Source organism: Nocardia sp. NPDC050793, from assembly GCF_040654065.1.
Lineage (GTDB): Bacteria > Actinomycetota > Actinomycetes > Mycobacteriales > Mycobacteriaceae > Nocardia.
This window is the reverse complement of the sequence record NZ_JBFAHG010000001.1, coordinates 1214275-1237798: the sequence shown is the minus strand read 5'-3', so window position 1 is coordinate 1237798 and position 23524 is coordinate 1214275. Positions and strand designations below refer to the sequence as shown.

19 protein-coding genes and 1 tRNA gene are annotated in these 23524 nt (G+C 68.5%); 12 read left to right on the top strand and 8 right to left on the bottom strand.

What is annotated here, in order from left to right; translation table 11 throughout:
• Positions 1 to 139 precede the first annotated feature (139 nt).
• Entirely contained in the window at positions 140 to 676 is a 537-nt protein-coding gene (locus AB0H50_RS05485) for a transglycosylase family protein (RefSeq protein WP_357447095.1), read from the bottom strand.
• Between the two features lie 594 nt (positions 677 to 1270).
• On the opposite strand from AB0H50_RS05485, the gene AB0H50_RS05480 reads away from it, so the two are divergent.
• Together AB0H50_RS05480 and AB0H50_RS05475 are read left to right on the top strand one after the other, a co-directional pair.
• Positions 1271 to 1344 (top strand) — tRNA-Met (locus AB0H50_RS05480).
• A gap of 307 nt (positions 1345 to 1651) precedes the next feature.
• A complete protein-coding gene (locus AB0H50_RS05475) occupies positions 1652 to 2512 on the top strand; it encodes an alpha/beta hydrolase (protein WP_357447092.1) in 861 nt (286 codons plus the stop codon).
• Between the two features lie 216 nt (positions 2513 to 2728).
• Here AB0H50_RS05475 and AB0H50_RS05470 read toward each other — a convergent pair whose 3' ends face one another.
• The gene (locus tag AB0H50_RS05470; protein ID WP_357447089.1) at positions 2729 to 3301 is read right to left on the bottom strand and encodes a hypothetical protein; all 573 of its coding nucleotides are present in this window, start codon (positions 3299 to 3301) and stop codon (positions 2729 to 2731) included.
• A 328-nt stretch (positions 3302 to 3629) separates the two neighbouring features.
• Here AB0H50_RS05470 and AB0H50_RS05465 point away from each other — a divergent pair, with 328 nt between their 5' ends.
• The 5 genes from AB0H50_RS05465 (at position 3630) to AB0H50_RS05445 (ending at position 11811) form a co-directional block, all read left to right on the top strand.
• On the top strand, positions 3630 to 4289 hold the full coding sequence (locus AB0H50_RS05465) for a hypothetical protein (protein WP_357447086.1): 660 nt from the start codon (positions 3630 to 3632) through the stop codon (positions 4287 to 4289).
• 79 nt (positions 4290 to 4368) lie between these two features.
• On the top strand, positions 4369 to 4926 hold the full coding sequence (locus AB0H50_RS05460) for a YbhB/YbcL family Raf kinase inhibitor-like protein (protein ID WP_357447083.1): 558 nt from the start codon (positions 4369 to 4371) through the stop codon (positions 4924 to 4926).
• A 479-nt stretch (positions 4927 to 5405) separates the two neighbouring features.
• Entirely contained in the window at positions 5406 to 7151 is a 1746-nt protein-coding gene (locus AB0H50_RS05455) for a fatty acyl-AMP ligase (RefSeq protein ID WP_357447080.1), read from the top strand.
• A 38-nt stretch (positions 7152 to 7189) separates the two neighbouring features.
• A complete protein-coding gene (locus AB0H50_RS05450; RefSeq protein ID WP_357447077.1) occupies positions 7190 to 7471 on the top strand; it encodes an acyl carrier protein in 282 nt (93 codons plus the stop codon).
• Positions 7468 to 11811 (top strand): aminotransferase class I/II-fold pyridoxal phosphate-dependent enzyme, encoded by a 4344-nt coding sequence (locus AB0H50_RS05445; protein WP_357447074.1) that lies wholly within the window; start codon positions 7468 to 7470, stop codon positions 11809 to 11811. The genes AB0H50_RS05450 and AB0H50_RS05445 overlap by 4 nt, the downstream gene beginning before the upstream one ends.
• A gap of 147 nt (positions 11812 to 11958) precedes the next feature.
• On the opposite strand, the gene AB0H50_RS05440 is transcribed toward AB0H50_RS05445, so the two are convergent.
• On the bottom strand, positions 11959 to 13314 hold the full coding sequence (locus AB0H50_RS05440) for a lipase family protein (RefSeq protein ID WP_357447071.1): 1356 nt from the start codon (positions 13312 to 13314) through the stop codon (positions 11959 to 11961).
• A gap of 237 nt (positions 13315 to 13551) precedes the next feature.
• On the opposite strand from AB0H50_RS05440, the gene AB0H50_RS05435 reads away from it, so the two are divergent.
• Positions 13552 to 14025 (top strand): DUF2231 domain-containing protein, encoded by a 474-nt coding sequence (locus AB0H50_RS05435; protein WP_357447068.1) that lies wholly within the window; start codon positions 13552 to 13554, stop codon positions 14023 to 14025.
• Here the strand turns inward: AB0H50_RS05435 and AB0H50_RS05430 are convergent.
• Positions 14020 to 14829: a nuclear transport factor 2 family protein gene (locus AB0H50_RS05430; RefSeq protein ID WP_357447065.1), complete on the bottom strand. Its 810-nt coding sequence runs from the start codon at positions 14827 to 14829 to the stop codon at positions 14020 to 14022. The two genes, AB0H50_RS05435 and AB0H50_RS05430, sit on opposite strands and share 6 nt — an antisense overlap.
• A 112-nt stretch (positions 14830 to 14941) precedes the next feature.
• Between AB0H50_RS05430 and AB0H50_RS05425 the strand changes: the two genes are divergently transcribed.
• The 3 genes from AB0H50_RS05425 to AB0H50_RS05415 all read left to right on the top strand — a co-directional run bounded on the left by AB0H50_RS05425 (position 14942) and on the right by AB0H50_RS05415 (position 17017).
• Complete coding sequence (locus AB0H50_RS05425) at positions 14942 to 15733, top strand: methyltransferase (RefSeq protein WP_357447062.1); 792 nt, start codon at positions 14942 to 14944, stop codon at positions 15731 to 15733.
• Positions 15730 to 15960 (top strand): hypothetical protein, encoded by a 231-nt coding sequence (locus AB0H50_RS05420; protein ID WP_357447325.1) that lies wholly within the window; start codon positions 15730 to 15732, stop codon positions 15958 to 15960. The genes AB0H50_RS05425 and AB0H50_RS05420 overlap by 4 nt, the downstream gene beginning before the upstream one ends.
• Positions 15961 to 16198: 238 nt before the next feature.
• Complete coding sequence (locus AB0H50_RS05415; RefSeq protein ID WP_357447060.1) at positions 16199 to 17017, top strand: amino acid-binding protein; 819 nt, start codon at positions 16199 to 16201, stop codon at positions 17015 to 17017.
• A 254-nt stretch (positions 17018 to 17271) separates the two neighbouring features.
• On the opposite strand, the gene AB0H50_RS05410 is transcribed toward AB0H50_RS05415, so the two are convergent.
• Positions 17272 to 17478 (bottom strand): hypothetical protein, encoded by a 207-nt coding sequence (locus AB0H50_RS05410; RefSeq protein ID WP_357447057.1) that lies wholly within the window; start codon positions 17476 to 17478, stop codon positions 17272 to 17274.
• A 435-nt stretch (positions 17479 to 17913) separates the two neighbouring features.
• On the opposite strand from AB0H50_RS05410, the gene AB0H50_RS05405 reads away from it, so the two are divergent.
• Positions 17914 to 19209, top strand: coding sequence for a cytochrome P450 (locus tag AB0H50_RS05405; protein WP_357447054.1), 1296 nt, complete (start codon positions 17914 to 17916; stop codon positions 19207 to 19209).
• Positions 19210 to 19359: 150 nt separating this feature from the next.
• On the opposite strand, the gene AB0H50_RS05400 is transcribed toward AB0H50_RS05405, so the two are convergent.
• The 3 genes from AB0H50_RS05400 to AB0H50_RS05390 all read right to left on the bottom strand — a co-directional run bounded on the left by AB0H50_RS05400 (position 19360) and on the right by AB0H50_RS05390 (position 23510).
• Positions 19360 to 20631, bottom strand: a complete 1272-nt coding sequence (locus AB0H50_RS05400) for a DoxX family protein (RefSeq protein ID WP_357447316.1) — start codon at positions 20629 to 20631, stop codon at positions 19360 to 19362.
• A gap of 177 nt (positions 20632 to 20808) precedes the next feature.
• Positions 20809 to 21690 (bottom strand): alpha/beta hydrolase, encoded by an 882-nt coding sequence (locus AB0H50_RS05395; protein ID WP_357447052.1) that lies wholly within the window; start codon positions 21688 to 21690, stop codon positions 20809 to 20811.
• A gap of 143 nt (positions 21691 to 21833) precedes the next feature.
• Positions 21834 to 23510, bottom strand: coding sequence for a class I adenylate-forming enzyme family protein (locus AB0H50_RS05390; protein ID WP_357447049.1), 1677 nt, complete (start codon positions 23508 to 23510; stop codon positions 21834 to 21836).
• Positions 23511 to 23524 lie beyond the last annotated feature (14 nt).

Here is a 23524-nt window from a genome sequence, read left to right as displayed (position 1 = left end):
GGGGGGCCCGCTCCGCCGGGCCGCCGCGCGTCACCTCCACCCCCGGCGCGGGGGCGCCGCCCCCCCCGGTCCCGCCCCCCCCGCTTCTGTGTGCTGGGCGGTTGACGGGGGTTTCGGCGTCAGTTGCCCAGCGAGTCGATTAGCGCCCTAGCTGCTGCAGCAGCTGCTGGTACTGGCCCTCCAGGCCGTACTGCTTGGCCAGCTCGGCGCCGGAGCTCTCGACCTGTTCGACGATGTCCTGGCTCTGCTCGGGCGCGGGGGAGGGAAGCTCGGGCGCGGGGACGGGAAGCGCGGGGGCGACGGGCTCGGGCTGCGGCTCCGGAGCCGACTGGCCTGCCTGCAGGTACTTACCGCAGGTCGGCCAGGCGCCGACGCCCTGGGTGGCGAGCACGTTCTCGGCGACCCGGATCTGCTCGTCCTTGCTGGCGTTGTGGGCGTAGCCGGTACCACCGTTGGCGGCCCAGGTGCTCTGCGAGAACTGCAGACCGCCGTAGTAGCCGTTACCGGTGTTGATCCCCCAGTTGCCACCGCTCTCGCACTGGGCGACTCCGTCCCAGTTGTGCGTCGGCGCGGCCTCGGCGGTGGCGGTGGAGAGTGCGAACGGGACGGCAACAAGGGCGCCGGTGACGGCGGCGAGGCCGAGGGCGCGGGTGCTGAACTTCCGGTTCTCAGACATGGTGGTTTCCCTCCCTGCGCCCACCGGCTCGACGAAGTATCGCGTCCCTGTCCCCAGGAGGTCGGGGTCCTCGAACCGCGGGACAGGGTCGCCGGTGTTCGGCGGTTCGAGTTCGTGCCCATCACGGGTGATCCGGGCCGTGGACCGACGGTAACGAAGAAATCTCGGCAGATCACATCTTGATAACTCCCGCATTTGCATGAAACGAATAACGCGGAAATCGGCATTTGCACTGGTCGGCAATGCCTCGAGCATGGAACGGGCGGTCCGTTATAGCACCGTTATGTGGTCGAGATCACTCTGAAATAGTGACCCCCGTCACGTTTGAACGCAGAACTGGACGGTTGGTCGGCGCAAAGGGGTCCGTGTTTCCGGTCGAAGCACGCGCGTCTCCGCCTCGGTCCGGCACCGCTGGTTTGTCCTCGACGTCCGTGTTTCGCGCTCGCAACCAGTGGCGACAACGTCTATGGCGTGGAGATGACCCGCCCACATCGCTCGCTTCGGACGCGCGCGGGCCGTTGACCTGGCCGGATGGTCCTCCGGGTAAGTGATTTGCCTTCTCTGCGTAGACGTGTGTAATCTGGTATTCACCGACGCGGGGTGGAGCAGCTCGGTAGCTCGCTGGGCTCATAACCCAGAGGTCGCAGGTTCAAATCCTGTCCCCGCTACAAACGGCTGAGGCCAGAGAGATTTCGATCTCTCTGGCCTCAGCCATTTTTTGGTTGCTCGACCTTTGATTTGGAACCCGGCGTCCGGGGTCGCCGGATATCACGACCGCCGGGTTGCGCCGTATCGAGACCCCACCGCTACTACAACCTCTCAGCGGCGGCCATGCGCGGCATCGCAAGCTTGGTCAGTCCGACCGAGTCTCGCTTTCAGGTGAAGCGTTCACACGGATCATCCGTCTCGAGGTGGAGAGCGGCCTCCATCCGCGCGACGATGTCCTCGCGGCCGGGATCGGCTTACCGTGATGCCATGACCGAGATGTCGGGTGGGAGGCTCCACACCACGATGGTGGCGGGTGCTCGGCTGCGCTACCTGGCGCAGGGCGAAGGCGAAACACTCCTGCTTCTGCACGGCTACCCCCAGAACCACTCTTGCTGGCGCGCCCAGATCAGCGCGCTCGCAGCGACCCGCCGGGTGATCGCGCCGGACTGGTTCGGCTGGGGCGCTTCGGACCGTCCGCCCGGCGCGGATTGCGAGTACAACTCCGAGGTGGCGTTGATTCCCGCGCTCTTGGACGCCCTCGAACTCGATCGGGTGGACGTCGCCGGGCACGACTACGGCGGTTACCTCGCTGTGGGATTCGCGGTTGCCCACCCGGATCGCTTGCGGCGCCTGGCAATCCTGAACTCGCGAGCGCATCGCACCTTTCCCGCGCCGTACTACCTGTTGTTCGCGGCATTGGGCGCGCAGGCACGGCAGCCGGCCCTGCGCCGTTTGCTGATGTCGGCGCCGCTCGGCAAGCTCCACCGCCGTGCCATGCAACGTTATGTGCGCCGGGACGCATTCGACACCGCCATGCTCGATGACTACGTCGGATGGATGGACACCCGTTCGGGCCGCGAACGGTACGCCGACTATTTCGCCGGTTACAGCGTGCGGCCGCAACCACAGCTCGCCGACCTGTCCGTGATCGACTGCCCGGCCGCGATCATCTGGGGCGACCGCGATACCGCCTGCCCCTTCACCATCGCGCAGGATCTGGCGCGGCGGCTGCCGGACGCGACCCTCACCCGCATTCATGGGGCGGACCACTACGTCATGGAAGAGCGACCCGCCGAGGTCACCGACGCATTGCTGACCTGGCTGCAGCGCCCGTACCGGCGCCACTAACGGCTCGAGGCCGGAGGGATGTCCCAATCTCTCCGGCCTCGAGTCTTTTCGGCTGCACGGACCTGGTGTGACGTTCGGCCGAATCACCGCGTCACACTTCGCCGGGAGCGGTTGCCATCGATCGGTGGCGAGGCCGAAGGGCGATGGCCGATGTGGATGTGGTCGGCGGTCGGGTGCGCGCGATACGGCCGACCGCCGACGATCTCCGGTAGGAGGTCAGGGCTGGCCGCTGATGGCCGCGTTCATCGCGTCCATGAACGGTTGGCCGCCCATGATGGCCCCTCCCGCGATCGCGCCGACGGCCGCGCCGATCGGTCCGGTGATGATGCTGAAGAAGCCGAGGCCGAGCACGGCTCCGATCAGGCCGCCCAACAACCCTCCGGCAACCACGCCGACCACGTTCTTGTTGAGCTCTGAGGTGAGGCGCGCCATGGAGTCGACCTGCTGCAGTTCGCCGATGGCTTTCGCGTCCGCCGTCGGCGTGAGCGTGAGCTTTCGGCCGTCGGCGCTGATCTCGTTGGCCACCGACAGGCGCTGCCCGGAGAGCTCGTATGTCAGCGGCACGTCGGTGACGACCGCGCCGCGATCGGACTTCAGCAACACTTTGGCGCCATTGTCGGCGAGCTCGAACCGGCCGCCCTCGACGGTGGTCGTGACGACGCGGGACGAATCGGACAGGACCGCGCGGTAGCCGACTCCCTGATCGACGCCGGACGCCGAAATCTCCTGCTTCTCAGGCGGATTGGCATTCACGGTACTCGTTGCGATTCCCACCGCGGCGGCGACCATGAGGGTCGTCGTGGCAAGCGTGCCGAACTTCATGCTGAATTTCCTTCTGACGAGGTCTCCGGCTCCGGTGGCCGGATGGCGCGCGACTGTAATAGCGCACGGGCGGCGCTGTGCCCGAAAATGTTTGCTCATAAACATAATCGGACCGGAAATCCGCGCATCGTTGCCTGTTCGTGACCTAGTCGAGCGACCGAAAGCGCCTCGGAGGGCGTCGATTCGACACGGCAGTCATGGTGTGTAAGCATTCCGTGAGTTTTCAGAGTGAAAGTTTCAGACTTCAGATCTCGTCAGGGCGAGGTCGAAGCGTGACAGCTGTGGAGGGCGAGATATGTCGCGCCAACGTATCCGTGCCGGTTTCGCCCTGGCCGCATTCATGCTGGTGTTCGCGCTGTGCACGGGCCTGACGATCATGGTCGCGTTTTCCATGGATGGCCCGGAGCCCGCGGGTAGTGCGAGCCCCGCTGTAGTCGAGACCAGAAGTGCGACAACCACATCGGCGCCGCCGACGACCTCGGTCGAGCCCGATCCGACCGCCTCGGAGCCCATCGTCGAGGGCGTGCTCAGCCAGGCGAGCAAGGCGCCGACCGCGATTCAGATGAACGTCGGTGACTGCGTGCTGCTCGGCGACGGCGGCGCGAACGCGATCGAGAAAACCGCCTGTGGCGGTGGCGGTTCCAGCTACAAGGTATTCGACAAGGTGCCCGCCGACGGCCAATGCGCGGGCGACGCCGACCAGGCCTACGGCGTAAGCGTACGCGGAGTTCAGCAGGGTTCGTTGTGCATGGATATCGACTGGGTGGTCGGTGGTTGCATGGAACTCGGCAACGGCAATCCGAAACACATCGATTGCGCCGCGGGTGGCGTGGCGAAGGGCGTGCGCGTGCTCGAGGTCAAACAGGGCATTACCGATGTCAATCAATGTGCTTCGGGGAATTACGGATTCGTTTACAATCAGCGCCGCTTCGTTGTCTGCGTCGCCGAGCTCTGAATTCGGGGGCCGTCGTTCGCTTTGCGGCTCGGCGGCGCACAGCGGTCGGTCCCGCGCGCCATCTGTGCAGGTCCAGCGGGTGACGGGCGGCGCGTCCTGCCGGGCCGAGCGGCGCGACGGCGTCATAATCCACGACGTGAATGCCAATGACGCTCTCCTCACCGTGTTGCAGCGCGAGCGATTCGTTCCCGACCGAATCGACGCCTTCGCGGGCGCCGAAGCGATGGTGAAGTATGGCGATGTGCGGGTGTCGCCGGGAGTAAAACTGTCGGTCGAGCAGACGGCGAGTGCCCCCGAACTGGAATGGCCGCTGCGGGAAAACGGTACGCATACGGTCCTGATGTTCGACGTGGACGCGCCATCGAGGGCGACGTCGCACGGACTGTGCTGGCTGCATTGGGCGGTCGGAAATATTCCGGGACTCGACATCGCTCGCGGCGCCGAAATCGTCTCTTACGCCGGTCCGACCCCGCCGAAGGGCTCGGGACCGCACCGGTACGTGCTCGCGGTATATCGGCAGTCGCGTGAATCGAACCTGCCGCAGCTCGACCGTCCGCGGTTCGATCCGCTCCGATTCGCGCATTTGCTCGCGCTCGAGCCCATCGCCGCGAATTTCTTCGTCGCCGAGAACGAGTAACGGGCGCACCGCTCGGTCGAGCGTCGTCCTGAAACCGGCGGCGTGGATTCGACCGCTGATCGCGTCCGTGGCGTGCCTCGAATTCTGGACTACTGGCGTTTTACTTTCAGCGCACTGATTCGTTCCGCCATCGCCGAGAATCCAGCTCGCGTCACATCACCTGCGCCTACCGCTCGAATCCGCGGTAGGCGCAGGTGTTTTCGCTGTTGACGCAATATTCGGCCGTCCCGATTCCAGCCTCCAACTGACAGTTCATCGAGCAACCCCGTGCCATCCCGCCGAGTTTCCCGCCGACAAAGCCCAGCGACACGCGCCCTCGGACCCGGCGCGAATTCCAGGGGTGAGCTCGCTCCACACCTTTGGTGCCTATTTGCGAGAAGGTTGCGGGCCGACCATAGATACCGAGGCCGCTACACGGACACGCTGGACCTCGCCCTCCACCCTCGGTACACGAATCGCGCCCGCCAGGAGCTCACCGGATGCATGCCAACTTCGTCGCACACCTGCGCGGTCAGGTCAGCGCCTACGGCGACACAAGGAAGTACACCTACCTGCGCGAGGCGGGCCGCGAGCTGGTCGAGGACGTCGCCACCTACCGCGAGCTGGACAGGGACGCCAGGGCGCTGGCCGACTGGCTCTCCCGGCGCGACGACGCCGACCGTCCGGTGTTGCTGCTCTACCCGCCCGGACCCGGGTTCCTCCGCGCCTTCCTCGGCTGCCTGTACGCCGGGGTGATCGCGGTACCCGCGCCCGTGCCGCACGACGCGCGCAGCATGCGCCGCGTCGCGGGAATGCTCGACGACGCGGGCGCTCGGCTGGTCCTCACCAGCACCGAACTGCGTGAACCCCTGGCCGCGTGGCTGCTCGACCGCGACGGCGCACCCGTCACTGTCGCGACGACCGACGCCGAACCGCTCGGCGATCCGGACGCCTGGGTCATGCCCGGCATCACCGGCGACACCGTCGCCTTCCTCCAGTACACCTCGGGTTCCACCAGCGAGCCCAAGGGCGTCGTGGTCTCGCACGGCAATCTCATGCACAACGAAGCGGCCATCCGCGATGCGGCCGAGATCGATGACACCAGCACCATCGCGAGCTGGCTGCCGCACTTCCACGACATGGGACTGATCGGGATGCTGCTGCAGCCGCTGTACGCGGGCGCCGACCTCGTCTACATGTCGCCGATCACGTTCCTCAAGCGTCCCGTCCGGCTGCTCGAGGCGATCGACCGCTATCGCGCACAGGTTACGGTGGCGCCGAACTTCGCCTACGAGCTGCTCGCCCGCCGGGTGACCGACGCGCAGCTCGCGGGACTCGACCTGTCCTCGCTGCGGGCGGTGCTGAACGGCGCCGAACCGGTCCGCTCCCGCACGCTCGACGCGGTGATCGAACGGCTCGGTCCCGCCGGGTTCGCCCCCGACGCGTTCCTGCCCGTGTACGGGATGGCGGAGGTCACGCTGCTGGCCAGCGCGGCACGCGTCGGCCGACCGCCGGTGTATCTCGACGTGGATTCCGCGGCTCTCGAGCGCGACCGAATCGTCCCCGCCGAGAACGGGACTCGATTGGTGAGCTGTGGCGCGGCGGCGCCCGGTCTGGACATCAGGATTGTCGACCCCCTCACCCTGCGGACGCTGCCGGAGGGGCACGTCGGCGAGATCTGGCTCGGCGGACCCAGTGTGGCGCAGGGGTATTGGCATCGGCCCGCGGAAACCACGGAGAAGTTCGCCGCCCGCACCGAGGGCGTGGGGCCGTACCTGCGGACCGGTGATCTCGGCGCCCGCCACGACGGCGAACTCTTCATTACCGGGCGGCTCAAGGACCTGATCATCATGAACGGCCGCAATCTGTATCCGCACGACATCGAGGAGGCCGTGCGCGACGCCCATCCGGCCGTGTCCGACGCACCAGGGGTCGTGCTGTCGATCGACACCGAGCACCAGGAGCGACTACTCGTGGTCCAGGGTGTCCGCACCGCCGCGCTGGGCGAGTTGCCGTCGACCGAACTGGCCGCCCGGATCAAGGCGGCGGTGTCGCGCGGCTTCGATCTCCCCGCCCCGAGCGTGTTGCTCGTCGAGCACCGCTCGGTGCACCGCACCACCAGCGGCAAGGTACAGCGCAGCTCGATGCGGTCCGCGTTCCTGGACCGCACGGTCGACGGCGTGCTGCACGAGGAGATCGAACCATCCGTCCAGCGCCTGCGCGCAGGCGCGCTCGCCACCGTCTGACCGAAGCAGCAACCCGAAGGACTCAGGAGATCACGCAGATGAGAACACTTGTGCTGGCCCAGCAGGGCGCCGTCGTCGTCGACTGGATCACCGCTCGAGTCGCCGATCACCTCGGCCGCTCCCCGCGCGACATCGACCCCACCCGCCCGCTCGCCGAACTGGGCATCGACTCGGTGGCCGCCGTGAGCATCCACGGCGATATCGAGTTCGAGTGGGATCTCGACCTGGATCCGACGATCGTGTTCGACTACCCGACAATCCTCGACCTGGCCGTCTTCATCACCGACGAGATCGCCGACCGGCCCGAGCTGGCCGCATGAGTCAACGCACCGAGCGGATCACGTGCAGGCGGGCCGCGCGCACGCCGAACCCGAGCGACGCGATCGCGATCGTCGGTATCGACTGCCGGTTCCCGCAGGCGCCGGACGCGGAGGCGCTGTGGGCGCTGCTGATGGCGGGCGCGGACGCCATCGCCGAGGTCCCCGGGCAGCGTTGGCGCGCGGACGATTTCCATGATTCCGCCGGTGCGCCGGGCAAGGTCAACAACCGCACCGGCGGATTCCTGGCCGACGCCGAGGCGTTCGACAACGAGTTCTTCGGCATCGCGCCGCGGGAGGCAGAGGCGATGGACCCGCAGCAGCGGCTGCTGCTGCAATCCGCGTGGCGGGCGTTCGAGGACGCCACACTGGACCCGCGGGGACAGGCGGGCTCGAACACCGGCGTCTTCGTCGGCGTCATGGCCAACGAATGGGCCACCGTGCAGATGCGCGACTACGCCCGCATCACCCCGCAAATCGGTTCGGGCAACGGCTATTTCATGACCGCGAACCGGCTCTCCTACCAGCTCGACCTGAAGGGTCCGAGCATGGCGATCGACACCGCCTGCTCGTCGTCGCTGGTCGCCGTGCACCAGGCCTGCGTCGCGCTACGCGCCGGAGAGTGCGATCAGGCGCTCGCCGCGGGCGTCAACATCGCGGTGACCCCCGCGCTCAACGTCTTCTACACGCAGGCGGGTCTGTCCGCGCCGGACGGGCGCTGCAAGCCGTTCAGCGGCAAGGCCGACGGCATCGGTCGCGGTGAGGGCGTCGCGGTGCTGGTGCTGCGCAGGCTCGCGGACGCGCAGGCCGAGGGGCTGCCGATCTACGCGCTGATCACGGGCAGCGCGGTGAACAACGACGGCCGCAGCAATGGGATCACCGCGCCGAACCGGTGGGCTCAGCAGCAGGTGGTCAGCGAGGCCTATCGGCGCGCGGGAGTGACCGCGGATCAGGTCGCGTTCCTCGAGGCGCACGGCACCGGGACGGTGCTCGGCGACATGATCGAGGTCAAGGCGCTCGGCGCGGTGCACGCGGCGCGGCGCGCGCTGCCCTGCGCGATCGGTTCGATCAAGGGCAATCTCGGCCACACCGAGGGCGCCGCCGGTATCGCAGGCCTGATCAAAGTGGCATTGAGCCTGCACCATCGCGCCGTGCCGCCCACCAGGTACGCGGCGGACGAGAACGCGCGGCTGCGCATGGCGGAGCACGGGCTGCGGCTGCTCGCCGAGCCGATGACGCTGCCGCACGGCCGGATTCACGGTGCGGTCTCCAGCTTCGGCATGGGCGGCACCAATGCGCACATGCTGCTGGCGAGCGCTCCGGCAGCGGCGCAGACGCCCAAGGCAGCGGGCGGCGGCGTGCTCACCCTGTCGTCCAATGACCGGGAGGGCTTGCGGCGCAACGCCGCTCGCTTCGCGGAACGTCTCGCCCATGGCACCGACGAGCTGAGCAGGCTGTGCTGGTCGACCAATCGGGTGAAGTCATCGGGCCGCTACCGTCTTTCGCTGGTGGTGCGGGACCGTGACGACGCGGTCGCCGCACTACGCGACTCCGCGGAGGAGGATGCGTTGCTGGACGCCAATTCTGGTGTCGCGCAGCGTCCGTCGATCGGTTGGTTGTTCACGGGGCAGGGTGCCCAGTATCCGGGAATGTCACGCGCATTGTACGACGCGTCCGCGGTCTACCGCCGGGCGCTCGCCGACGTGGACGAGCGCATGGCGGCGCACCTGCAACGCTCGGTGGCCGAATTGCTGCTCGGCGAAGGCGAACTCGTGCACCGCACCGAGTTCGCGCAGCCCGCGATCTTCGCGGTCGAGTACGCGCTGGCCAAGACGCTCCTCGAGCTCGGCGTCGAGCCCGCCTGGCTGCTCGGTCACAGCGTCGGCGAGTTCGCCGCGGCCGCCGTCGCCGGGGTGTTCTCCCTCGACGACGCGTGCCGACTCGTCACCGCCCGCGGGCGGCTCATGCAGCGGCTGCCCGACGGCGGTGCGATGCTCGCGGTTCGCGAGACACCCGAGGCGGTGGCCGAGCTGATCGCGAACGAGCCAGAGGTCGCGCTCGCGGCGATCAACGGCCCGCGAGAGGTGGTGCTCTCCGGCGCAGGGGACGCGATCGCCCGCCTCGGCGCGCTGCTCATCGACCGCGGCGTCACCGTCCGGCCGCTGACCGTCTCGCATGCCTTCCACTCGCCGCTGATGACGCCCATGCGCGAGGAGTTCGCGCAGGTAGCGCGGGAGTGCGTGTACCACCCGCCGAGCATCCCGGTCTACTCGACGCTGCGCGGCCGCCTGCTCGAGACCGGCGAGCCGATGGACGCCGGCTACTGGATCGAACACATCGAGGCCACCGTGCGATTCGCCGACGCCGCGACCGAGGCGCTGACCACCGAGCCGACGCAGCTGATCGAGATCGGCCCCAAGCGCACGCTCGCGCTCATGCTCGGCAGGGCCAATCCGGACCTGGACATTCCGGTGCTCGCACCCTGCCCCGGACCGCACGCCACGGGCGACGAACTGGCGGATACCGTCGCGGCGCTGTACCGCGAGGGCCTCGATCCGAACTGGGATGCGCTGTACGAGCCGGGCGACCGTATCCGCCGGCGCGTCGGCGGATACGAGTTCGACACGAGTCACCGCTTCTGGATCGACGCACCCGTGCCCGAAACGCCCACAGCCCCAAGCCAACACACCGAGGAAACCACCATGGACCAACTGATCGCGCTGTTCCGGGAGCAGGCCGCCGTGCTGGCGGCCGCCGCCAAGGCCGCCCCCGATGCGGGAGCGCAGCCGATCCAGCCCCGGCCCATCGCCGAGCCGCAGCGGGTCAGCGCGACCCCCGATGTCGCGGCGGTGGTTCGCGCGGAGACGGCGCGGGTCAGTGGTTTTCCGGCTGACAAGCTGAAGGATGCCCAAACCATCAGCGGGGACTTGGGATTCGACTCGATCATGATCGCCGATCTATTCGGCGGTCTGTCCCGCAAGATTCCGGGACTCGTCATCGAGCCGAAGTGGTTCACCTCGGCGACGACGCTCGGCGATGTGATCGCGCTCGTCGCTCCGCGTTCCGAAGTTCCGCCGGCGGTGGAGCTTCCGGCGGCGACGGAGCTGTCAGAGCAAGCGCCGACCGTGGAACCGCAGTACCGCATCGCGGATTTCCCCGAGGTGCAGGCGATCTCCGCACGGATCGACATGGCCGAACAGAGCGGCGTGACCAACCCGTACTTTCTCGTCAACGACGGCGTCACCCGGGATACCTCGGTGATCCAGGGCCACGAGGTGCTGAACTTCTCCAGCTACAACTACCTCGGTATGTCAGGGCATCCGGCCGTGACCGCCGCGGTGCAGGGTGCGGTGGCGCGGTACGGCAGTTCCGTCTCGGCCAGCCGCCTGCTCTCCGGTGAGAAGACGATTCACGCCGAACTGGAGCGTGAGCTCGCCGCCCTGCTCGGCACCGAGGATGCGATCACCTTGACCAGTGGCCACGCCACCAACGTCACGGTGATCGGGCACATCGTCGGCCCCGGCGACCTGATCGTCCACGACAGCCTGGCCCACGACAGCATCCTGCAGGGCTGCAAGCTCTCCGGCGCCACCCGGCGCCCGTTCCCGCACAACGACCACGCCGCGCTGGACCGCATGCTCACCGACATCCGGCACCAGTACCGGCGGGTGCTCGTCGTTATCGAGGGCGTGTACAGCCAGGACGGCGACATTCCCGACCTGCCCGCGATGATCGAGGTGAAGAAGAAGCACAAGGCGCTGCTGATGATCGACGAGGCGCACAGTATCGGCGTGCTCGGCGCGACCGGCGGCGGCATCGGCGAATACTTCGGCGTCGACCGGGCCGACGTGGAGCTGTGGTCGGGAACGATGTCGAAGGCGCTCGCGGGCTGCGGCGGGTACGTCGCGGGCAGCCGGGACCTGATCCGGTTCCTGAAATACACCACCCCCGGCTTCGTCTACAGCGTCGGCATCACCCCGGCCAACGCCGCGGCATCGTTGGCCGTGCTGCGCCGGATGCGGTCCGAGCCAGAGGTTTTCGAGCGACTGCGCGGGTTGTCCCGGTTGTTCCTCGAGCTCGCGAAGGAGGCGGGCATCGACACCGGCGACAGCCACGACACCCCGGTCGTTCCGTGCATCGTCGGCAACTCGATGACGACGCTGGCTCTGTCGAATGCCCTGCTGCGGCGGGGAATCAACGTCAACCCGATCCTGCATCCCGCCGTACCGGAGGACGCGGCCCGGTTGCGTTTCTTCATCACCACCTGCCACACCGAGGAGCAGATCCGCTCCACGGTGAAGGTTCTCGCCGAGGAGCTCGCGCTCCTGAAGGTGAACCGGTGACCAGCTACGTCGAACGGTCCGTGGAGTCCGCGCGAACTCCTGGATCACCTGCGACCGCTGCGGCGCCGCTACACGGTGAGCCATCGCGCGTGAGCGCGAATCACTCAGCGCGACAACTCGTCTCGCGCTCAGCGTGGCGGTATCCCGTCAGGCCACGCTTCGGCGGGGCGTCGCGGAAGCGGTCGGCCGCACCGTCGCAGTAATGGGCCTTGCCGCGAGCATCCGGCCGAACAGGCGAGCGAAACGCAAGTGCCCCAAGGCTTCTCGCTTGCCGAAGGCGAGCGACCACACCGTGTCGGTGCCGGTCGGGCCGGTGTCGCGCTGTTCCAAGCGGTCGGCCAGCCAGTTCATGGTGAAGGGGGTGCCGATATAGAGCAGGGGCAGGTGCAGGCTGAGCCGGTCGCGCACGTAGCGGATGGCGGCCCCGGCCGCGACGTAGCGCTCGACGTGCGCGTCGACGTCCGCGACGGCGATGAGTTCGTCGTTGACGCCCTGGATCACCAGTATCGGCATCGTCGGCGCCTGCACGCCGGGGCGGATGTCATCGAGGACGTAGCGCATCTCGGGGCGGGCGAGCAGCTCGGCGAAGGTGGTGCGGCTGTAGTTGTCGATGTTCTTGCCCGCGAACCGCGGGATCAGCTCGAAAGTGGTGCGCGATTCGGCCTGGCCGAGCAGGCCGAGGAACTCGGGGTGCACCTCGTCGAGCAGGACCCGGTCCAGCGCCGGGTAGGCCCGCCGCAGCGCCGCGACGCAGACGGTCGCGAAACCGGACAGGAAGGTGCCGTTGAGCCGGACGAACGCCGACGCGGGGTCGCCGACCGGGGAGCCTGCCACGGCGCCGACGATCGTCAGCTCCGGCGCGTACTCGGCGGCCAGCTCCGCGGCCCATGCGGTGGCCAGTCCACCGCCCGAATAGCCCCACAGGCCCACCGGCGTGGTCGGGCCGAGGCCGAGCGGGGTGAAATTCAACGCTGCCCTGATGCCGTCGAGAGACCGGTATCCCGGCTCGCGCGCCACGCCGAAATGCCCCGACATGCCCCCGTGGTCGGGTACCGACACCGCCCAGCCACGCGCCAGTGCGGCCCCGATGACGGGCAGCTCGAGCTGCGGAATGGCGCCGAGCGCCCGCGCCCCGCGCCGCAGGGCGTAGGACGGGAAGCAGCGGGGGGAGACGCCGTCGATCGCGCATTGGAACGACACCAGCGGGCGCGGCACAGTGGGATCGGCGCCCCAGGGCAGTAGCACGGTGGTCACCGCCACCTCGGGCACGCCGTTCAGATCGCACGTCCGGTAGAGCAGTTGCCATGCCGAAATGCGCTGCGGGACAATGCCGAACAGCGCGAGTTCGACCCGTCGGGTGCGCAGCACGGCGCCGGGGGCGTGACGGCCGAGGTCCGGCGGTGCCGCGTAGAACGGATCCTGTTCGGGGATCAGCGGCCACGGTGACTGCGCAGATGACGCGGTGGCCGGTCGGGCGGGATCCGAGGTGGTGCCCACGCTCATCGGTGTTGGTCCTTTCACGCGGCGCGGCGCACGGTTCGGGCGCCGCGGTGCGGCGGACTCGACCCGGGAATTCCGGCGCGGCGGTCCCACTCAACGTAACCGGCGGAGCTCGGCAGGTTAATTGGCGCGGAAGACAACCTGTGCGAGCGATTCTTTTCCGGCGGTGGTGAACCATCGGGCCGGGCGATTCGTGGGAACGGGATCGGGGGTCGCCGCAAACACCCAGGAGGGCATCCCATGTCGACTGTCAACGGATTGCCCGCGCACGTGTTGCTCGTGCACGGTGTGGTCGTGCTCGTGCCGCTCACCGCCCTGCTGCTCGTGCTGTCCGCCTTGGCGCCCGCGGTGCGGCGGCGGTTGGTCTGGCTCGTCGCGGCCCTCGCCGTCGTCGGCGTGGTGCTCACTCCCATCACCGCGGACGCGGGGGAGACGCTGGCCGAGCGGTTCCCCGCGCCGGGCGAGGCGCTGCGAACCCATATCGACCTCGGGCGCACCACGGTCTACTTCGCGGTGGCGTTGCTGGTTGTCGCGCTGCTGCTGGTCGCGGCGCACCTGGTCGAGCTGCGCGGCGGATCGATCGGTCGCGCACCGGCCGCGCTGCTGGCGATCCTGGCGCTCGTCGCGGGCATCGCCGCGGGAGTGCAGTGCTACCGGGTCGGCGATTCGGGTGCGCGGGCCGTCTGGGGAGTCGAGGCCGCGAGCAGCCTATAGATTCGCGTCGAGGAAGACCGTCACGCCGACGATCCTCGGACCGCTCGCCGCGAATTCCACGAAGGCCACGCCGTGCGATTCACCGAGCCGCACGCTCGCGCTGACGGTGCGGCCCGCGGCGATCATCTTGTCCCACCGCATGGTGCGCGCGCGATTGGTGAACTCCTCCAACGAGATCGGATTCCCCGCGGGCAGTTCCACCACCGCGTGCTCGCCGAGCAGCGCCCGGACGCGGCCGATGTCGGTGCCCGCCGCGGCGTCGAACAGTTGGCGCGTTGCGCGTTTACCCGAACCACCCACGCTCCGCAGCGCCCGCATCATGCCCATCGCGCCGCTCACCCCGAGATTCGCGACCAGTTGTGGACCGAGCTTCGCTCCCGCGAGGAGACCGGGCACGCCCGTGCGCAGCAGGCGGGCGATCATCACCGCCAATTCCCAGTGCGCGGCCAGGCGGGCGATCCGCCAGCCCGAACCGGTGTCGACCAGGTCGTAGCGCAGGTGCATCGGCACGGTGACGGTCGCGCCGGTCGACATGGTCGTCTCGATGTGCAGATCCCTGACCACCGTCTGCCCGGCGACCAAGTCGCGGTCGACGCGGAACGCGATCGAGTTCGGCGCGATGAAGGTGTCGTAGAACCGCGCGATCGCGTCGCGGCCGACGTGCGCGCGCGAACCGACCGGGTCGTGCACCGCGGCGTCGTCGGCGAACAGGCCCACCCAGGCGGATTTGTCGTGCGCCGCGACGGCGCGCGGGGATGCCTGAACGGCCGCCAGCAGGTGTTCGGCGGTCGGGTCCAGCGGCATGAGGGTCCTCCATAGTCGTGGCCACGGCTCGGATCCATGGTAGAACATGTTCTAATTTCGGCGCCGCCGAACCGTTCGACGCGCGCGGCGCCCCGTTCGACGAAGGATCTCGATGGACTGGTACACCGGGAACGCCACCTACGACACCGTGCTCACGATCGCCTTCGCGTTCGCCGCTTTCGTGCTGGTCGGCGGTCTGTTCGCGCAGAGTCCGTATGGCCGGTTCGCCTCCACGAAGGTCGGCTTGAATCTCGATCCCAAGCTGGGCTGGTGGCTCATGGAGTTGCCCGCCACCGTGGTGTTCGCGGTGTTCTATCTGAGCGGTCCGGACCGGTTCGAGCCGACTCCGCTTGTGCTGGCCTGCATTTGGCTGCTGCACTACGGCAATCGCGGCTGGTTCTTCCCGCTCTCCATTCGGCAGGTGCCTGGCAAGCGCAGCAGCTTCAATGTCTCGGTACTGGCCGCTGGCGTCTTCGTGACCTCGCTGCACGGATACCTGAACGGCGCGTTCTTCAGTCACGACTACAAGAATCAGTACGGCGTCGACTGGCTGACCGACCCGCGTTTCCTGATCGGCTTGGTCGTCTACCTGTGCGGATTCGGGCTGCTGGTGCGATCCGAGGCGATCGTACGCAACCTGCGCGACAAGAACGATCCCGGCTCGACCGAGTACCGGATTCCCAACGGTGGCGGGTTCCGTTTCGTGAGCAGTCCTGCCTATCTCGGGGAGCTGATCGCGTGGGCCGGGTTCGCGCTGCTGACCTGGTCGCTGGCCGGTGTGGTGATCTTCCTGATCACCGCGGGGAACCTGGTGCCGCGCGCCTTCGCGACGCATCGGTGGTATCGGGAGAAGTTCGCCGACTACCCGACTGAGCGAAAAGCGTTGATTCCCTTTGTGATTTGAGTTCTACAGACGTGGGCTGCTGTCCATGGACAGGGCCGTCTACCAACCCGTCGCCCTGCCTTTCGAGGACAAGGCCCGCCGCCGTCGGCTGCGCGGGCGGCATCATCGCCGTCGGCGCACTCGGCACCCTCGCGGGCCAGATCTTCGTGGCGGCCCCGGTCGCGGTGGGCGCGGCCATCCAGTACTTCACCACGATCACCCAGCCGTTCACGCCGCCCACGAGGTAGGTGAACGCCCTGGGTGCGCGCCGAACGCCGAGATAGAGGGACCCACCGAGAAGGTGTGAGCACTTGCCGGCTGCGCTCGGAAAGGTTCCTGTCGTTGTGCGATTGCCCACCGTTCGCGGAATGGTGTGTGCGGTATCACCGCGAGTGTTCTTGCAGCTCAGGGTGTTTGCGGTGAGGTTTCACGTCTGCGTTACAGACTCGCACGGGAAAGGAAATCTTTCACCAAGATCGTCGGGGCATGAGGCCGACCGCAGCTCGACCCCCGGTGCACGCTTTGGCGTGCGATGTGTGCGGCCGGTTGCCGCATCCGCCACGGACCCGTTTGGCGCTGGCCAAGCTGGCCGCCGTCTTTCCGGTGGAACTGGCGCTGCACGCGCTGGTGATCCGCCTGCATCCGCCGTATCTGGTGGCGGTGCTGCTCTTGACGATCACCACCACGATCCTGGTGATCTGGGTGGTCGAGCCTTCGGCCATGCGGTTTCTCGGCTCGTGGCTGCACGGTCCGGAATTGCGCGACCGCGATCGTGCCGATCAGGCGCCCGCGCTGTGGCGGATCCGGGTGCACGTCGACGACCGGCCCGGCCAGCTCGAGTCGCTCGCCGCGCACCTCGCCGACCGTGAGGCGAACATTCTCACCGTGCACGTGCACCACCTGGAATCCGGTGTGCTGGACGAACTCGTGGTCGCCACACCGGTCGATGTCACCCCGCAAGCGCTCACCTCTGCGGTGACCAAGGCGGGAGGCGCGAAGGTTCGCGTGTGGCCCGCGTCCGCGCTGACACTCATCGACGGACAGACCAAGGCGCTGGCATCCGCCGCCCGCGTCGTCGCCGACCCTGACGAACTACCGCTGGCCATAGCCGAATTGCTCGGAGCCAAATACCTGTCGTCGGGACCGGCCGAGAACGATCCCGTCGACGGCACGATGCTCGAACTACCGAACCAGCCGGACCGACCCCTGACCTTCCTCCGCGCCGACGAGCCGTTCACCCCGGCCGAAATCGCCCGCGCCCACCGCCTGAACGACTTGGCACGCATCGTCACCCACCGCACATGACCCGCCGGCCTCGTCCCCCACACGTGCCACATGGGCGCTGTGAGCGTAAGCGGTTGTGGGGGCCAAACCCTCCGGCATGCGGCCCGCGTTCGAAGTGCGGATGAAATCGACAGCGCGCCATAGGTTGTCGTCGAGTCCAGCGTGAGGGTCGGCCTCGTTCCCACACCCCCTGCATACGCCTCACACAGGCGGTGGCTTTGTGAGGCGTACACGAGGTATGTGGGAGGGACCGTGGAGAGGGGGTGGGCTCGTCCTCAGAGGAATGCAGGGTCGGGGAGGGCCCGCTCGGCTGCGCGTAGGCGTTCGGCGAGGTTTGTCAGCAGGTCGATCGATTCGGGTGACAGGTCGGCGCTGATGCGGACGAGTCGGCTGAGTCGTGGGTTGCTGAGCTGGCCGATCAGGGGGAGGTCGGGGTCGGCTGGGTACTGGTCGAGACGGTCGACGTCCACAGGGGCGCTCACAATCTGACGACTGGGGTTGGCGATACGGTTGCATAGATTTCCGTACGGCGCCAGTAGCGTGGTGTTCGGCCGTCAGTGTTGGCACGCTTCGGCGTGCTTCGGCGCGACCATGTGCGGATAGTGCGGTTCGAAGGCCGGACGCCCGGAACGGATGCGGTGGTCAGGTACGCGACCCCCAGCACCTTCGGATCGGTGGTGGTGATCATCTTCCCTAGCTGAGAACCCTTGGGGCCCAACGGGCGCGGATACGGGCGAACGGCTTGGAGTTGCGTCGCGCGCACGATCCTCGCCACCTTCGGGAACGCGGGATGGCTTGTGGCTTGGACTATGCGCCGTCGATACCGGGGTAGGAGCCGCTTTTGCGACCGCGGTGGGATGTGCGCGGTGCGTCGCGGTCGTAACGTGGAAGCACTCCAATCGAGACGGAGAGCCGACATGAAGACCTGGATTCGATGGGCGGCGTTGAGCGGAGTGCCCACGATGTCGCTGCGCCTGCTGGCGCGACGCGGCGAACCGTTGGCGCAACTGCTGATCGATCCGTACGCGCGGGAGAACCCCTATCCGTTCGGCGCGCGCATCCGCGCGGAAGGCAGGATTGTCCGCACGCCGTACATCCTGGCTTCCGCCGATCACGAAGTGTGTCGGAACATTCTGCGCGACAAGAACTTCGGTGCCACGCCGCCGGAGGCGATCGACCTGCCCGCGCCGTTGAAACGGCTGATACGCGCCACGGATCTGCGGCTGGCCAGCCCGGTCGAGCCGCCGTCCATGCTGATGGTCGACCCGCCCGAGCACACGCGCTACCGCAAGCTGGTCGCGGGCGCGTTCACCCCGCGCGCGGTCGGCAGGCTGCGCGACCGGGTGCGCGAGGTGACCGAGGAACTGCTCGACGGGTTGGCCGGACGCGAGAACGCGGATCTGATCGGTGATTTCGCGCTGCTGCTGCCGATCGCCGTCATCAGCGAGATACTCGGCATCCCCGCGGCCAAACGCGACGACATGCTCGAATACGGCAACGCGGGCTCGCCGCTGCTGGACATCACCATCTCCTGGGCGCAGTTCCGGTCGGCGGTCGCCGCGCTGCGCGACAGCCAGGACTTCCTCGCCGGGCACATCGAACGTATTCGCCGCACGCCGGGCGACGATATCCTCAGCGACCTCGCCACCGGCGGCGAACTCACCGACCGCGAACTGCTCGCCACCGCGACCCTGATCGCGGGCGCGGGCTTCGAGACCACCGTCAACCTGCTCGGCAACGGCATCGTGCTGCTGCGCGACCATCCCGACCAGCTGGCCGCGCTGCGCGCCGAACCGGCTCGCTGGCCCGGCGCGATCGAGGAGATGCTGCGCTACGACAGTCCCGTGCAGATGACGACGCGAACTGCGTTGTGCGACAGCGAGATCGCGGGCGAACGCATCCGGGCTGGCGAGACCGTCGCCCTGCTGCTCGGCTCGGCGAACCGCGATCCCGCCGCCTTCCTCGACCCGGACACCTTCGACATCACCCGGTCCAACGCCAGGGATCACCTGGCCTTCGGCAGCGGCGTGCACTCCTGCCTCGGCGCGAGCCTGGCCAGGATCGAAGGGGCGATCGCGTTGCAAGCCCTCTACGACCGCTATCCCGATCTGCGGCACACCGGACCGGCGACCCGGCGCGGACTGGTGAATCTGCGTGGTTACCGGCACATCCCGGTCGCCACCGGAGCGGCAAGACACGCCGCGCTCGGCTAGGCCCTGTCTCGAAGTCCCGTCCGGCTCAGATCGCCGCTTGGCCGCGTTGTCGTCGTCACCGATACAACCCCGGTATCGGCTCCTCCTCCGCCTTGCCAGGCGACGCTCTGAGCCACGGACGCATCCGGCCGCTGTGAGACAGGCCTAGCGTCACAACCGCTTGCGCGCCATGTCCGCCCAGTCGGCGCCCTGATGCCGTGCCGCCTCGGTGAACTCGGCGCTTCGGTGCCTGACGGTCTCACCCAGCTCCGCACCCCGATGCCGCGCGGCCTCTTTCAGCTCGGCGCGCTGGTGCTTGGCGATCTCGCCCAGTTCCGCGCGCCGGTGCTTGGCGGATTCGCCCAGCTCGGCGCGCCGGTGCTTGGCGGATTCGCCGAACAAGAACCGGCGCTTCTTGGTGGCTTTCCGCAGTTCGGCGCGGCGCTGCTTGGCGGTCTCACCCAGTTCGGCCCCGCGGTGCCGCGCGACATCGCCCAGCTCCGCGCCGCGCAGTTTGGCGGCCTCGCCGAGTTCGTGTCCGCGTAGCCGGGCGACCTCGCCCAGGTCGTGTCCGCGTAGCCGGGCGAGCTCGCCGAGCTCAGACCCGCGCACCTTGGCGTAATCGGCCCACCCGCTGCCTCGTGCCTTCGCGCCGAATTCGTCGCCGCGTTCCTTCGCGATCTCGGCCCACTCCGCGCCGTGGCCGCGTGCGGCGTCGGCGAATTCGGCGCTGTGCTCGCGGGCCGCGGCGGCCAGCTCCGCGCCGCGCTCCCTGGCCACGGCGGCGATCGCCGCGCCGCGCTGCCGTGCGGCGGCGGCCCATTCGGGTCCGTGGGTCTGCACGGTCTCGGCGAATTCGGAGCCCTTCGTCGCGGCGGTGTCGCCGAGCGATCTGGCGCGCACCGCGACGTCATGCGCGTGCTGGCGCAGCGACTCGCCGGTCGAGCTGTCGGCGGCGCCGAAGGGCAGTGCTGCCGAGACAGTGGCCGCGGCGTTGCGGGCCGCGCGCTTGCCGCGCCAGCCGAGCGACGGCTTGCCCTCGGTGTCGGCGGCGGCGATCAGCAGCCCGCCGAGCAGGCTCATGTCCTTGAGGAAAGCCGTGCGCTTGGCGGCCCTCCGGTCCGGGTCCTGTTCGGCCCAGAAGTCCTGCTCGGTGACGGTGGCGGGCACGACCGTGGCCGCGAGCACGAGCGAGGCGAGGCGTGGCGCCTTGCCGAGCGCGAGCAGCACCCCGCCCGAGACCTGCGCGATGGCGTTGATCCGCACCACGGTCGCCGGGTCGGCGGGCAGCTTCGCGGCGATGTTGTCCGGCAGCGAACGCTCACCGCGCTCGACCAGTGTCGCGGCGGACTTCGCGCGCGGTTCGGGATGAATCAGGGTGTCGACCCCGTCGGCGACGAAAGCGGTCGCCAGCAGCGGTCGGGCAAGTCGGCGCAGCAACATGAACGTCAACCCTTTCCTCGATGGCTTATCGACCGGGTTCCCGTGGCATAGAAGGCCAAACACCAAGATCAGCATACCCCCGGGCATGGTCGTGCCCGGGGGAAAACCGCACGTCATCGGGTCGACCGTGCCCGCTCCGGCAGTTTTCCTGGATCGGAGCGCGTCCGGGCGGGCCGATCAGGAACTGCGCGGCAACGAGGCGTCCGTGTGCGGACGGCGGGCGCCGTGCGGACGGATCTCAGGGGCGGCGAGGAAGTCCGTGATCACGGTTGTCACCGCGGTCGGGTCTTCCACCATCGGGAGATGGCCGCAGTCGGGCAGCACCACGCTGGTGTGCGGATGCAGCGTCCGGTCGAGCACGGCGCCCGCCGAGGCCGAGAGGATGTGGTTCTGCTTGCCCCAGATCGTGCAGATCGGCGGGAAGGCGGCTCCGGGGGTGAACTCGTCGAGGACGCGGAACGACGGGAAGTCCTGTACGAGACCGTCCAGCGCCTGCAACCGGCCGCGATCGCCCCAGTGCGCCTTCAGCCGTCGCGAATGCTGCAGGCCGAGGCGCTTGCCGCGCGCGCCGAGCTGGTTGGCGATGATCAGCGAGACCACCGGATCGGGCAGGGCGAGCCGCTTGGCCAGTGGCGCAAGCGGCAGCTTGGCGTCCACCCAGGCCAGGCCGGCCTGCTCGCCCTTGCGCACGGTGTTGCGGGTGAGCGGGCTGACCAGCACCAGTGCGCGCACGTTCGACGGGTGCGCCATGGCGTAGCCGAGCGAGGTGGCGCTGCCGAGGCAGTTGCCGATCAGGATCACGTCGGACAGGTCGTGCGCGTCGAGGAAGGCGCCGAGCATGCGCACGTAGTCTTCGAGCCGATAGCCCGTGGCCGGTTGGTCGGATTCGCCGTAGCCGGGCAGGTCGAGTGCGAAGACTTCGTGATCGCGCCGCAGCACCGCCACCTGGTCGTCCCAGATATGTCGCTGCGTTCCCGCGTTGTGCAGCAGCACGATCGGAGGTCCGCTGCCGATACGATCGAAGACTACGGTCCGGCCCTGGTGCGCGAAAGTCGCCACGTCGCCTCCTTGCGAGTGGTGCGGCGTGCGACGTGCACGCCTGATTCACAAGGTAGACCTCTATATGGTGGCGGGTCGAGACCCCGAATCCAGGACCAGCGGACCGGTCGGTTTGCTCGGTTCTCCGAGCAAACCGGACAACGTCACCCCGCCGCGTCGGACAGCGCTTCGGCAATGCCTGCGCGAACGACCTTTCCGGTCGCGTTGCGAGCGAGCGGTGTGGTGGTGAGACGCCAGAGCGCGGGCACCTTGTAGTAGGCCAGCCGCTCTCCGGCAAACGCGCGCAGGTCCGCCTCGGTGACCGACGCGCCCTCGTCGACCACCACGAGCGCGGCGACCTGCTGACCGAGATCGGCGTCCGGCACGCCGACGACGGCGCTCTCCTTCACCTCCGGATGTTCGTCGAGGCACTGCTCGACCTCGGTCGGGTAGACGTTCTCCCCGCCGCGCAGGATGAGATCCGATCGCCTGCCGGACAGCCGCAGCCTGCCCTCCTCCACGATGCCGATGTCGCCGGTGCGCAGCCAGCGATCCGGGGTGATGGCCGCCGCGGTGGCCTCGGGATCGTTCCAGTAGCCGAGCATCACGTACGGGCTGCGGACCCAGATCTCGCCCTCGGCACCCTCGCCGAGGGGCTCGCCGAGCGGGTCGCGAATCTCCAGGCTCACCCCGATCACCGGCCGCCCCACCGTGTCCGGGAACGCGGCGAGCTCGGCGGGCGCGGCGATGGTGGCGGCGGTCGAGCACTCGGTCATGCCGTAACTGGTCACCAGCGCGGTCCGCGCGACCGGCAGCTGTTCACGCAATCGCTGTTGCAGCGCGGCCGAGGAGGGCGCGGAGTTGAGCGAGAAGGCGGACAGCGAGGAGACGTCGTAGGCGGCGAGGTCCACCTCCAGCAGCCGGGTGGCCATGGTCGGCATCGCGCCCCAGTTGCTGACGCGTTCGCGTTCGATCAGCCGGAGCACCCGATCGGCGTCGAACCCGCCCTGGTAGATGACGGCCGTGTCGCCGGTGGCCATTCGCGGCAGCACCAAGTTGTGCAGGCTGGCGATGTGGAACAGCGGCGAGGTGAGCAGGAAACGTCGGCCTTTGGGGCCGCCGTCGTCGACGCCACCCGTGAAGGCCGCGGCCAGCGCGTCATTGAAGCGGTGATAGTCGATGACCGCCAGCAGGTTCCGGTGCGTGTGCACCGCGCCCTTGGGTCGCCCGCTGGTGCCGCTGGTGTACAGGACGACGGCCGGATCGTCCTCGGCGACGGCGGCGTCGGGCAGCTCGCCCGCGGCGAACTCGGCCACCAGGTCCGGGATGTCGCGCTCCATGGTCAGCACCGGGACATCGACGCCGAGGTCGGCGACCTGCGCGGCCCGCTTGGCGTCCACGATCAGCACCGAGGGCGTGGTGTGCCCGAGTCCGTAGGCGATCTCGCGCGGCGCCCACCATGCGTTGTAACCGACCGCGATCGCGCCGAGGCACTGCGCGGCCCAGAACGCCACCACCCATTCGGGCGTATTCGCCGCGAGGATGCCCACGCGGTCGCCCTTGCCGACGCCGTAACGGTCGCGCAGCGCCCTGGCCAGCGCGCCCACCTCGGCCGCGTGCTCGGCGTAGGACAGGCGCCGATCCTCGGTCACCAGGTACTCGCGGTCGCCGAGGGCGGCCGACGCGGCGAGCACCTCGCGCAGCGCGCGGCCCCGGTGCTTCATAACCGGCAGCGGCGCGCCGAGCACGTCCTCGACCGTCATCTCGAAGGCACCGCCGGGTCCGGTGAGCCGCCCGATGACGGTCGCCGCCAGCGCCTGTGGATCCATGGATTTCGTCATTCGATGTTCCTCGT

What these genes read in the sequence shown, in the direction of transcription:
- AB0H50_RS05485 (WP_357447095.1), bottom strand. Translation starts at nt 676, where the DNA reads ATGTCTGAGAACCGGAAGTTCAGCACCCGCGCCCTCGGCCTCGCCGCC.
- AB0H50_RS05475 (WP_357447092.1), top strand. Translation starts at nt 1,652, where the DNA reads ATGACCGAGATGTCGGGTGGGAGGCTCCACACCACGATGGTGGCGGGT.
- AB0H50_RS05470 (WP_357447089.1), bottom strand. Translation starts at nt 3,301, where the DNA reads ATGGTCGCCGCCGCGGTGGGAATCGCAACGAGTACCGTGAATGCCAAT.
- AB0H50_RS05465 (WP_357447086.1), top strand. Translation starts at nt 3,630, where the DNA reads ATGTCGCGCCAACGTATCCGTGCCGGTTTCGCCCTGGCCGCATTCATG.
- AB0H50_RS05455 (WP_357447080.1), top strand. Translation starts at nt 5,406, where the DNA reads ATGCATGCCAACTTCGTCGCACACCTGCGCGGTCAGGTCAGCGCCTAC.
- AB0H50_RS05450 (WP_357447077.1), top strand. Translation starts at nt 7,190, where the DNA reads ATGAGAACACTTGTGCTGGCCCAGCAGGGCGCCGTCGTCGTCGACTGG.
- AB0H50_RS05445 (WP_357447074.1), top strand. Translation starts at nt 7,468, where the DNA reads ATGAGTCAACGCACCGAGCGGATCACGTGCAGGCGGGCCGCGCGCACG.
- AB0H50_RS05440 (WP_357447071.1), bottom strand. Translation starts at nt 13,314, where the DNA reads ATGAGCGTGGGCACCACCTCGGATCCCGCCCGACCGGCCACCGCGTCA.
- AB0H50_RS05435 (WP_357447068.1), top strand. Translation starts at nt 13,552, where the DNA reads ATGTCGACTGTCAACGGATTGCCCGCGCACGTGTTGCTCGTGCACGGT.
- AB0H50_RS05430 (WP_357447065.1), bottom strand. Translation starts at nt 14,829, where the DNA reads ATGCCGCTGGACCCGACCGCCGAACACCTGCTGGCGGCCGTTCAGGCA.
- AB0H50_RS05425 (WP_357447062.1), top strand. Translation starts at nt 14,942, where the DNA reads ATGGACTGGTACACCGGGAACGCCACCTACGACACCGTGCTCACGATC.
- AB0H50_RS05415 (WP_357447060.1), top strand. Translation starts at nt 16,199, where the DNA reads ATGAGGCCGACCGCAGCTCGACCCCCGGTGCACGCTTTGGCGTGCGAT.
- AB0H50_RS05405 (WP_357447054.1), top strand. Translation starts at nt 17,914, where the DNA reads ATGAAGACCTGGATTCGATGGGCGGCGTTGAGCGGAGTGCCCACGATG.
- AB0H50_RS05400 (WP_357447316.1), bottom strand. Translation starts at nt 20,631, where the DNA reads ATGTTGCTGCGCCGACTTGCCCGACCGCTGCTGGCGACCGCTTTCGTC.
- AB0H50_RS05390 (WP_357447049.1), bottom strand. Translation starts at nt 23,510, where the DNA reads ATGACGAAATCCATGGATCCACAGGCGCTGGCGGCGACCGTCATCGGG.